This is a genomic window from Cellulophaga sp. F20128 (genome assembly GCF_023015805.1).
GTDB lineage: Bacteria > Bacteroidota > Bacteroidia > Flavobacteriales > Flavobacteriaceae > Cellulophaga.
Genome location: NZ_JALKBA010000001.1, coordinates 486,380 through 496,045, shown reverse-complemented (window position 1 = coordinate 496,045; position 9,666 = coordinate 486,380). Strand labels below are relative to the sequence as shown.

General features: G+C 34.8%; 13 protein-coding genes. All 13 read left to right on the top strand.

The window, feature by feature from the left end:
* The first annotated feature begins 155 nt into the window (after positions 1-155).
* The 13 genes from MWU65_RS02115 to atpA all read left to right on the top strand — a co-directional run bounded on the left by MWU65_RS02115 (position 156) and on the right by atpA (position 9,600).
* Positions 156-500 (top strand): HEAT repeat domain-containing protein, encoded by a 345-nt coding sequence (locus MWU65_RS02115; RefSeq protein WP_247075374.1) that lies wholly within the window; start codon positions 156-158, stop codon positions 498-500.
* A gap of 91 nt (positions 501-591) precedes the next feature.
* Positions 592-759, top strand: a complete 168-nt coding sequence (locus tag MWU65_RS02110) for a hypothetical protein (protein WP_247075373.1) — start codon at positions 592-594, stop codon at positions 757-759.
* Positions 760-761: 2 nt separating this feature from the next.
* Positions 762-1,142 carry a hypothetical protein gene (locus MWU65_RS02105; protein ID WP_247075372.1) on the top strand — a complete coding sequence of 127 codons (381 nt, stop codon included), beginning with the start codon at positions 762-764 and terminating at the stop codon, positions 1,140-1,142.
* Positions 1,143-1,210: 68 nt separating this feature from the next.
* Complete coding sequence (locus tag MWU65_RS02100) at positions 1,211-1,426, top strand: hypothetical protein (RefSeq protein WP_247075370.1); 216 nt, start codon at positions 1,211-1,213, stop codon at positions 1,424-1,426.
* Positions 1,427-1,710: 284 nt separating this feature from the next.
* Positions 1,711-4,266, top strand: a complete 2,556-nt coding sequence (locus MWU65_RS02095) for a hypothetical protein (protein WP_247075368.1) — start codon at positions 1,711-1,713, stop codon at positions 4,264-4,266.
* Between the two features lie 4 nt (positions 4,267-4,270).
* Positions 4,271-4,693, top strand: coding sequence for a polymer-forming cytoskeletal protein (locus MWU65_RS02090; protein ID WP_247075366.1), 423 nt, complete (start codon positions 4,271-4,273; stop codon positions 4,691-4,693).
* A complete protein-coding gene (locus MWU65_RS02085) occupies positions 4,671-4,907 on the top strand; it encodes an AtpZ/AtpI family protein (protein ID WP_247075364.1) in 237 nt (78 codons plus the stop codon). Before MWU65_RS02090 ends, MWU65_RS02085 begins: the two co-directional genes overlap by 23 nt.
* 2 nt (positions 4,908-4,909) lie before the next feature.
* Positions 4,910-5,299 (top strand): DUF6168 family protein, encoded by a 390-nt coding sequence (locus tag MWU65_RS02080; RefSeq protein WP_247075363.1) that lies wholly within the window; start codon positions 4,910-4,912, stop codon positions 5,297-5,299.
* A 118-nt stretch (positions 5,300-5,417) separates the two neighbouring features.
* Positions 5,418-6,596, top strand: a complete 1,179-nt coding sequence (gene atpB / locus MWU65_RS02075; RefSeq protein ID WP_247075362.1) for a F0F1 ATP synthase subunit A — start codon at positions 5,418-5,420, stop codon at positions 6,594-6,596.
* 38 nt (positions 6,597-6,634) lie between these two features.
* Entirely contained in the window at positions 6,635-6,835 is a 201-nt protein-coding gene (gene atpE, locus MWU65_RS02070; RefSeq protein WP_092465958.1) for an ATP synthase F0 subunit C, read from the top strand.
* Between the two features lie 85 nt (positions 6,836-6,920).
* Positions 6,921-7,421: a F0F1 ATP synthase subunit B gene (locus tag MWU65_RS02065; RefSeq protein WP_247075361.1), complete on the top strand. Its 501-nt coding sequence runs from the start codon at positions 6,921-6,923 to the stop codon at positions 7,419-7,421.
* A 13-nt stretch (positions 7,422-7,434) separates the two neighbouring features.
* Positions 7,435-7,974, top strand: coding sequence for an ATP synthase F1 subunit delta (gene atpH / locus MWU65_RS02060; protein ID WP_247075360.1), 540 nt, complete (start codon positions 7,435-7,437; stop codon positions 7,972-7,974).
* 45 nt (positions 7,975-8,019) lie between these two features.
* Positions 8,020-9,600 (top strand): F0F1 ATP synthase subunit alpha, encoded by a 1,581-nt coding sequence (gene atpA, locus MWU65_RS02055; protein WP_247075355.1) that lies wholly within the window; start codon positions 8,020-8,022, stop codon positions 9,598-9,600.
* Positions 9,601-9,666: the final 66 nt, after the last annotated feature.

The following is a 9,666-nucleotide window of genomic DNA, read 5'->3' as shown; positions in this document are numbered from 1 at the left end:
CATATTAACTATCCATACAAGAATTTACTGATGGGAAAATATTTAGGGAATGGGTAAAGGATAAATCTTTTCAAGAACAATATGATTGGGGTGTTAAAATCTTAAAACAAGAAGGTTGAGATGCAATCTATGGAATAATTAAGTAAATTTATAAGATGAAATATTTAGCTGTAAAAGATGCAATTAATGGGTTTATTGGTTATGCTACAATCCACGGAATGACAACAGGTGAGATTCCAGATTCTAAAATCGCAAACCTATCATATAAAGGTATAGTAGAAGCCTTTGAATATATAAAAAATGAAAATGCATTTACAGAAATGAAAGCATTATTGTCACACGAAAACTTTAAAGTAAGGTCTTGGTCTGCAAGGTATCTTTTAAATGTTTATGAAAAAGAGGCGTTAAAAGTTTTAGAAGATATAGCCAATGGAGAAACAAATTCTTTTAATGCTAAAATGATCATTAAAGAATGGAAAGAAGGTAATTTAACTTTCTAGTATTTTACACCAACTCTGGAAAGTTACTGATATAACAATCACATAAACCATAACAGCCAGGTTACACCTACCTAGCTTTAAATTGTAACTTATGAAACAGCTCTTTTACCTATTTTTCTTTGTAGCAATCCCTTTTTTGTACGGTCAAGACAAAGGCACGGTTCCGAAATACGGGAAAATGATTTTTTCGGTTGAGAAAAATGTATTCAGCAATCAAAAATTAGATTCGTCCATACAACTTAAAAACCAGTTGTCGTAAACATGTTCAAAGACATGTTTAAAGAAATCACCTTAGCACAGGGGGTGGCTCATGATACCGTGGCGCTAAACAAGCATATAGAAAATAGAATTTTACCGGCACTAGACATTATGCTAGACCCGCGAAAAATTGTGCGGTCGCCACAAAAACATAGTTATACGTTTGAAGATTCCATAATTAATCACCAAATAAAACGTCATCCATTGGATGAAAACAGAGAGGTAACGGTAATTAACAGAAGTACCGGCAAGCAAAGAAATTATACCCTACAAGATTCCATTTTGGTCCTTGACGAATTTACATTCAGTGTCCCAATAAAAGATAGCAATGAAGACCTTAAAATATATGAGTACAGGGAAATTAGAAAAAACATTATGGGTTAGACTGTTTTAAGGTGGTGATCACTAAAACAGATCCTTTTTTTAAATCCCTAAACTTGTTTGAAATTGAGATGTCTTCAGAATTTAAAGAAAAATATAAGGAATTCCTAGGGCCTACTTCAACCCAAGTACTTTATGTTACGGAAGAAATTAAGTGCAAATACCATCCATTCACAAACCTATCTGAAATTCTAGATCACTATTATCCCTTAGAGATAACCGCTAATGATGGTTTTATAAATGGTGTGGAAAAAAAATGTACCGTAGAGGAGTTGTCCTTGGAGTAACTGGCTGCTTTGTATTTTACAAATGAGATGTTTAAAATACCCCTATTTTAAAAAATTGGTATCTTTATCCTAAATAATTAAGCTGGTAATAGGACCATAAAAAGTTATTTCTATTGTGCTTTTTTTATGCTCGAAAAAGTTTCCATCAGAACAGATAATGTACAAGCTTTTCGTTTCTATTTCTGTATGATAGCTGCAAATAAAAATAAATACAAAAATTAACGACCTTAAACATAATAATACCCTTGTTTTTCTGTTTTGTTTAGGTAAGAATAGATACAATTTTGAAGCTTCAAACAAAAATATTGGGAACGGTAGTATTAGGAACATTGTTTTTTAATGCTTGTTCTACTAAAAAAGACGCCCTAGTTAATAGAGAGTGGCACGCATTAAACACAAAGTTTAATGTGCTGTACAATGGTAATATTTCTTTTGAAAAAGGCAGGGAAGAACTCAATGCCAATTACAAAGATAATTATTGGGATATTCTGCCAGTTGAACGCCTAGAAGTTACAGATGATGTAAAATTAGATTCTGAAAACAACAATCCTAATTTTGTAATTGCCGAAGAAAAAGCAACCAAAGCCATACAAAAACACAGTATGGTGATAAAAGATAGGGAGCGCAATCCACAGACAGATGAAGCTTTTTTGCTGCTGGGAAAGGCGCGTTATTTTGACCAACGCTTTATTCCTGCGCTAGAAGCTTTTAATTATGTGCTTAAAAATTACGAGCAGAGTGATAAATTTAACGAAGCCCGTATTTGGAGAGAGAAAACCAATATCCGATTAGAAAACGAAGAGCTTGCCTTAAAAAATCTAAAGGATCTTTTTAAATATGATAAGCTTACGGATCAAGAGTATGCAGATGCCAGAGCAATTATGGCGCAGGCATATATCAACCTAAATGCTCCAGATACTGCTATTCAGCAATTAAAAAGAGCATCGGCCTATACTAATAAACCAGAAGAAAAAGGAAGGTTTTATTTTATCATTGGACAGTTGTACAATCAATTAAATAAGAAAGATAGTGCCAATTACGCCTTTCATAAAATTATAGACCTCAATAGAAAGTCGCCCCGTGTTTACCTTATCAATGCGCATTTGCAGAAGATCATGAATACGGAAATTACGGCAAGCAATACAGAAGAAATCATTGAATACCTTACAGATTTAGAAGAAGACCGGGAAAATCGCCCGTTTTTAGATAAAATTTATAGGCAAATTGCCCAGTTTCATTTGGAGAAAAAGAACGATAGTTTATCTATAGTCTATTTTAATAAATCCATACAAGCCACAACTAATGACGCTAGGTTGAATGCCCTCAACTATGAAAACCTAGGTGAGTTCTATTTTGATAATAACAATTACAAAGATGCAGGAGCCTATTTTGATAGTACATTAACCAACCTTGTGGATACTAGTAAAAAATACAGGGCTATTAAAAAGAAATTAGACAACTTAGAAGATGTCATCAAATATGAAGACATTGTACAGTATACAGACAGTGTCATTACCGTATACAATATGCCAAAAGCGGAGCAAATCTCCTATTTTGAGAATTATATAACAAGCCTAAAAGCAAAAGAAGAAGCTGCGGCCAAAAAAGAAAAAGAACGTCAAAATTCTGGAATTGCAGCATTTGCGGCTTCAAAAGCCGGCAAACAAAGCAAAGGCAATTTTTATTTTTACAATGTAACGAGTTTGGGCTATGGTAAAACAGACTTTAGAACGGCTTGGGGCACTCGGAAGTTAGAAGATAACTGGAGGTGGTCTAATAAGAGTATTGTAATGCCAGCGGCAATAGACGAAGGCACAGGAATTACAGATATAACAGCAACGAATACGGAGGCAGCGGAAGATCAAAAATATACGGTTGAGTTTTATACTGATAGAATTCCAACCAATGTAAGGGTTGTAGATAGCCTGAGAACAGAACGGAATTTCGCAAATTACCAACTGGGATTAATTTATAAAGAGAAGTTTAAAGAGAATATGTTGGCCGCTGCTAAACTGGAAAATGTTTTGCAGTCTAATCCTGAAGAGCGTTTACTATTGCCCTCTAAATACAATCTGTATAAAATCTATGAGGAGTCTGGAAGTAATTTGACAATTGCTATGAAGGATGATATTATTAAAAATCATAAAGGCTCTAGATATGCAGAATTACTACTAAACCCACAGGCAATTATAGAAAGCAATAATGATACGCCAGAAGGCAGGTATACACTCCTGTATAAAATGTATGAAAACCAGGAGTATTTAAAGGTTATTACGGCTGCAGAAGAAAACATAAACAGGTATACAGGTGATGAAATTGCACCTAAATTTGAAATGTTAAAGGCTATGGCCACGGGCAGAATACAAGGTTTTGAGGCATTTAAAGAAGCGTTAAACTATGTGGCCTTGAATTATCCCAACAACCCTGAAGGAAAACGTGCGCAAGAAATGGTAGCCAACCAAATTCCACAATTGGCACAAAAAGAGTTTACAAATGAAGAGGAATCCTCTAAAGGAAGTTGGAAAGTTGTTTTTCCTTTTAAAAGCACTAATGATGGCAAGGCAAAGGAGCTAATAGCTTTGTTGAATAAATCTATTGATGATTTAAAATATAGAAATAGTGTCTCTAAAGACGTATACAATTTAGAAACTCAGTTTGTAGTAGTGCATGGCTTTGCATCCAAAGATTACGCCTTAGGGTATGCTGAATTATTAAAAAACAATAAAGATTATAAGGTTCATAACGAGAATTTTGTAATTTTATCCAACAACTATAAAGTAATACAAGTTCACAAAAATATTGGTGAGTACAAAAGAATACAATTAACCCCAAAACCGTAACAAAATGTTTTCAGACAAGAGCAAACCCAGAGATGTGGTAGATATGGGCGGACAGCCTAACAGAATAGGAAAAAACACAAAAATTAAAGGAGATATTATCTCTGAAGCCGATTTTAGAATTGATGGAAAATTAGAAGGCAATGTAAAAACTTCTGGTAAAGTAGTCATTGGTAAAGAGGGCTTTATTCACGGTAAGGTAGAATGCGTTAATGCTGACATAGAAGGCGGTTTTAATGGCGAATTGTTAGTTGCAGAATTATTATCATTAAAAGCCTCTGCTGTAATTGAAGGTACCGTGTCTGTTACCAAACTTGCCGTAGAACCAGGTGCCACCTTTAATGCCTCATGTGTTATGAAGGGTAAAAATAACGTTGCTCCTAATGCACCTAAACAGCCTGTTAGTAATGGAAATACCAAAGCCTCCTAAGAAGAATAAACCAAGTCAATTAAAGAATGCAGCAATGCTGTCTGGGATTGCTTTTCAAATGGGAGCCATCATTTATTTTGCCAATAAAGGCGGATTATGGCTGGATTCCTATTTCAAAACTACCAACGAAATTTTTATGATAATTGCTACGCTTTTAGGTGTGGCAATTTCTATTTGGGTTGTTGTTTTGCAATTAAAAAAAATTAAATATTAAGAATGAAGCACAAGTTGCTAGTTTCCTTTTTGGCTACCATTACCCTAGTTACAATTGTTGTTTTTGGATTGCATGTATTGGTGTTAGATATGTTAAAGGAACCTTTGTTTGCAAATAAGATAGTGCTGTCTTATAGCTTAAATGCTATTTTAGCTACTGTAATTTTTGCTTTGGTCTATGTTTTGCAAAATCGGTATAAAAATCAATTGGGATTTTTCTTTATAGGGGGTAGTTTTTTAAAATTTTTATTCTTTTTTGTGTTTTTTTATGCTGATTTTAAGGCAGATGGAAACATAAATGCGCTAGAATTCGCATCTTTTTTTGTCCCGTATGCCATCTGTTTGGGGATAGAAACCTACTTTATGGCTAAAGTGCTTCATAAATTAGACTAAATTTAGTTTGTCTATACTTTCTGCATAGCTTTAAAATAAACGCAAAAATGCTTTTTTCTTTTTGGGATAAAAGCGTACATTTGCACCGATTTTTAGAGACCGATATTTTTAAAGCAATATGCGAAATACATTTTTCAAGAAAATTCTTATAGTAGTTGCCCTAGTATTTGGAGCCCATTCATTTGCCCAAGAAAAAGAGCATCAAAGTAACGATTCACAGATAAGTGGAGATAAGGAAGTTGCAGATTATATTTTGCACCATATTAAAGATTCTCACGATTTTCATTTTTTCTCCTATACCAATGATGCAAACGAACGTAAGCACATCGGTTTTCCGCTTCCGGTAATTCTTTGGACAAGTAATGGTGTAACCGCCTTTATGTCTTCTGAATTTCATCACAATGATGACGGCCATGTTGTTGTAGAGAAAAACGGATTAAAATTCGCTAAAATTCACAGTAAGATATATGAGTTAGAGGCAGGAGCAACTAAAGTTAGCTTTGATGAAGCCCACCACGCAACCAATGCGAGTAAAGTTTTAGATTTTTCTATTACTAAAAGTGTCTTTGGTATTTTGTTAGTGGGTCTTTTAATGTTATTTGGTTTTTCTTCATTGGCTAGACAATATAAAAACAATACCATTCCAAAGGGATTGGGTAGAGTTTTAGAGCCTTTGGTAATCTATGTTAGAGATGAGATTGCCAGACCTAATATTGGAGAAAAGAAATACAGAAAATTTACAGGCTACCTATTAACCGTATTCTTTTTTATCTGGATTTTAAATCTATTGGGTTTAACACCTTTAGGTTTTAACGTAACAGGACAAATTGCGGTAACTGCAGCTTTGGCTATTTTTACCTTAGTGATCTACACCTTTAGTGGTAATAAGGATTATTGGATGCACATGTTGTGGATGCCAGGAGTGCCTTATTTAATACGTCCAGTATTGGCAATCATAGAGCTTGCAGGTGCTTTTTTAATAAAGCCTTTCTCGCTTTTAGTTCGACTTTTTGCAAACATTTCAGCAGGGCATATTGTAGTGATGAGCCTTATTGCGATAATGGTAACCATGAAAGAATCAATGGGGGCAGTAGGCTCAACAGCATTGTCTTTTGGGTTGTCATTTTTTATAACCTTGATTGAGATTTTGGTTGCCTTTTTGCAAGCCTATATATTTACAATGCTTTCTGCTTTGTTTATTGGTATGGCTGTAGCAGAGCATGACCACGAGCATACACATGATGAGAAAGGACATGATGTTCCGGATGCAGAAGATGTACGAGGGGATTTTATTTAATTCGAGTTTTTTTAATTTAACTATATATATCAATTTTTATGGAACCAGTAACTTACAATTTAATTGGAGCAGGATTAATCGTAATCGGAGCAGGTATTGGACTAGGTCAAATCGGTGGAAAAGCAATGGAAGGTATTGCTCGTCAACCAGAAGCAACTGGTAAAATCCAAACAGCAATGATTATTATCGCTGCACTTTTAGAAGGTTTAGCATTTGGAGCTTTATTCTTAGGAAAATAAGAACCAAACAAATGTTCAAAGACACAAACCTGTAACGGTTGGTTGCAGGCTGTGTCTTTAAAAATTAAACAAAACAAAACATATAATGGAAACATTACTTAACGATTTTTCTCCAGGCCTATTTATAATGCAAACCATACTATTGTTGGTATTGATTGCTTTAATGGTGAAATTTGCATGGAAACCAATAATGAATGCTATTGAGGACCGCGAAAGTGGTATTCAAGACGCTTTATCTGCTGCTGAGAACGCAAAGAAAGAAATGCAAAATGTTACCGCAGATAGCGAACGTTTGTTGCAGGAAGCACGTTCAGAAAGAGAAGCGATGCTTAAGGAAGCACGTGAGATAAAAGATAAAATTGTAGCAGATGCAAAAGAAATCTCTAAGGTTGAAGGTGATAAGTTAATTGCTCAAGCACAGGCAACGATAGAAAGTGAAAAGAAAGCTGCAGTTGCAGATATTAAAAACCAAGTGGCTAATTTATCTGTAGAAATTGCAGAGAAGGTTATTAAAGAACAATTGTCTAACAAAGACAAGCAGTTAAAGTTGGTTGAAGATATGTTAGGAGATATTAAATTAAACTAACAATAGAAGAGCAATGAACGAGTCTAGAGCAGCCATAAGATACGCCAAAGCTATTTTAAGCCAAGCGGTTGAAAATAAAGCTACAGAAGCAGTTGATAAAGACATGCGTTCTGTAGTACAAACAATATCTGACAGTAAAGAACTTCAGGATTTATTGGGTAGTCCAGTAGTGAAAGGAGAAGTGAAAAAGTCGGCTCTATTAGCAGTTTTTTCAGGGTTTAATACGATATCAGAAGAACTTATATCGCTACTAGTTGATAATAAAAGAGTGTCACTTTTAAAAGAAGTTGCAGAAAAATTTATCATCCTTAATGAAAAATTAAAGGGACAAGGAGTTGCTTATGTTACAACTGTTGTACCTTTAACTTCTGAGTTAGAAGCAAAAATTTTGACAAAATTAAAGACAATAACTGCTGATACTATTACTATAGAAAATACTATAGACGAAAACATTATTGGTGGTTTTGTACTGAGATATGGCGATTTGCAGTTTGATGCTAGTATCGCTCATAAATTAAATGGTTTAAAAAGAGAATTTACAAACAGTCTATAGTTTCTAAGGATTTACTTAGGAACTTTGCAATATAATTAAAACAACATGGCAGGAGTAAAAGCCGCTGAAGTATCAGCAATTTTAAAGCAACAATTATCTGGATTTGACACAAGTGCATCTTTGGATGAAGTAGGGTCAGTATTACAAGTAGGTGATGGTATTGTACGCGCCTACGGATTAGCTAACGCTCAATACGGAGAATTAGTTGAATTCGAAGGTGGTTTAGAAGGTATTGTACTTAACCTAGAAGAAGATAACGTTGGTATTGTATTATTAGGAGCTTCAATAGGAGTTAAAGAAGGTTCTACTGTAAAACGTACAAACCGTATCGCATCTGTAAATGTAGGTGAAGGTATTGTTGGTCGTGTTGTAGATACATTGGGAAATCCTATTGATGGTAAAGGACCAATTGCAGGTAAAACCTATGAAATGCCATTAGAGCGTAAAGCTCCTGGGGTTATTTATAGAGAACCGGTAACGGAACCATTGCAAACAGGTATTAAGGCTATTGATGCTATGATTCCTGTAGGTAGAGGGCAACGTGAGTTGGTAATTGGTGACAGACAAACGGGTAAAACTACGGTTTGTATTGATGCCATCTTAAATCAAAAAGAATTTTATGACGCAGGTAACCCTGTGTATTGTATCTATGTTGCTGTTGGACAAAAAGCGTCAACAGTAGCTTTAATCGCTAAAACTCTTGAGGAAAAAGGAGCATTGGCTTACACTACTATAGTTGCTGCAAATGCATCAGATCCTGCTGCAATGCAAGTATATGCACCTTTTACAGGAGCATCTATTGGAGAGTATTTTAGAGATACTGGTAGACCCGCTTTAATTGTTTTTGATGATTTGTCAAAACAAGCAGTAGCTTACCGTGAGGTTTCTTTATTATTACGTCGTCCTCCAGGACGTGAGGCGTACCCAGGTGATGTTTTCTACCTACACTCTAGATTGTTAGAGCGTTCTGCAAAAGTGATCAATGATGATGATATTGCAAAGGAAATGAACGATCTTCCAGATTCGTTAAAACCAATCGTAAAAGGGGGTGGTTCTTTAACAGCCTTGCCAATTATTGAAACCCAAGCAGGTGATGTATCTGCCTATATTCCTACAAACGTAATTTCAATTACGGATGGGCAAATTTTCTTAGATGGTGATTTGTTTAACTCTGGTGTTCGTCCGGCAATTAACGTAGGTATTTCTGTATCTCGTGTGGGTGGTAACGCTCAGATTAAATCGATGAAGAAAGTATCTGGAACTTTAAAGTTAGATCAAGCGCAATATCGTGAACTAGAAGCATTTGCTAAGTTTGGTTCTGATTTGGATGCCTCTACATTAAACGTTATTGAAAAAGGAAAGCGAAATGTGGAAATCTTGAAACAAGCACAAAACGATCCGTTTACTGTGGAAGATCAAGTAGCTATCATTTATGCTGGATCTAAAAACTTATTAAAGAACGTTCCGGTTGATAAAATAAAAGAATTTGAAGCTGATTATATTGAATTCTTAAACGCTAAGCATAGAGATGTTTTAGATTCTTTAAAAGCTGGTAAATTAACGGATGAGGTAACAGATACATTATTTAATGTATGTAAAGACCTTTCAGCAAAATATAAAGCATAACACAGATTTTTAGTATTGAGTAGTGTGATCCTTAGATCCCACTACTTAATTCTCAATACTACGGAC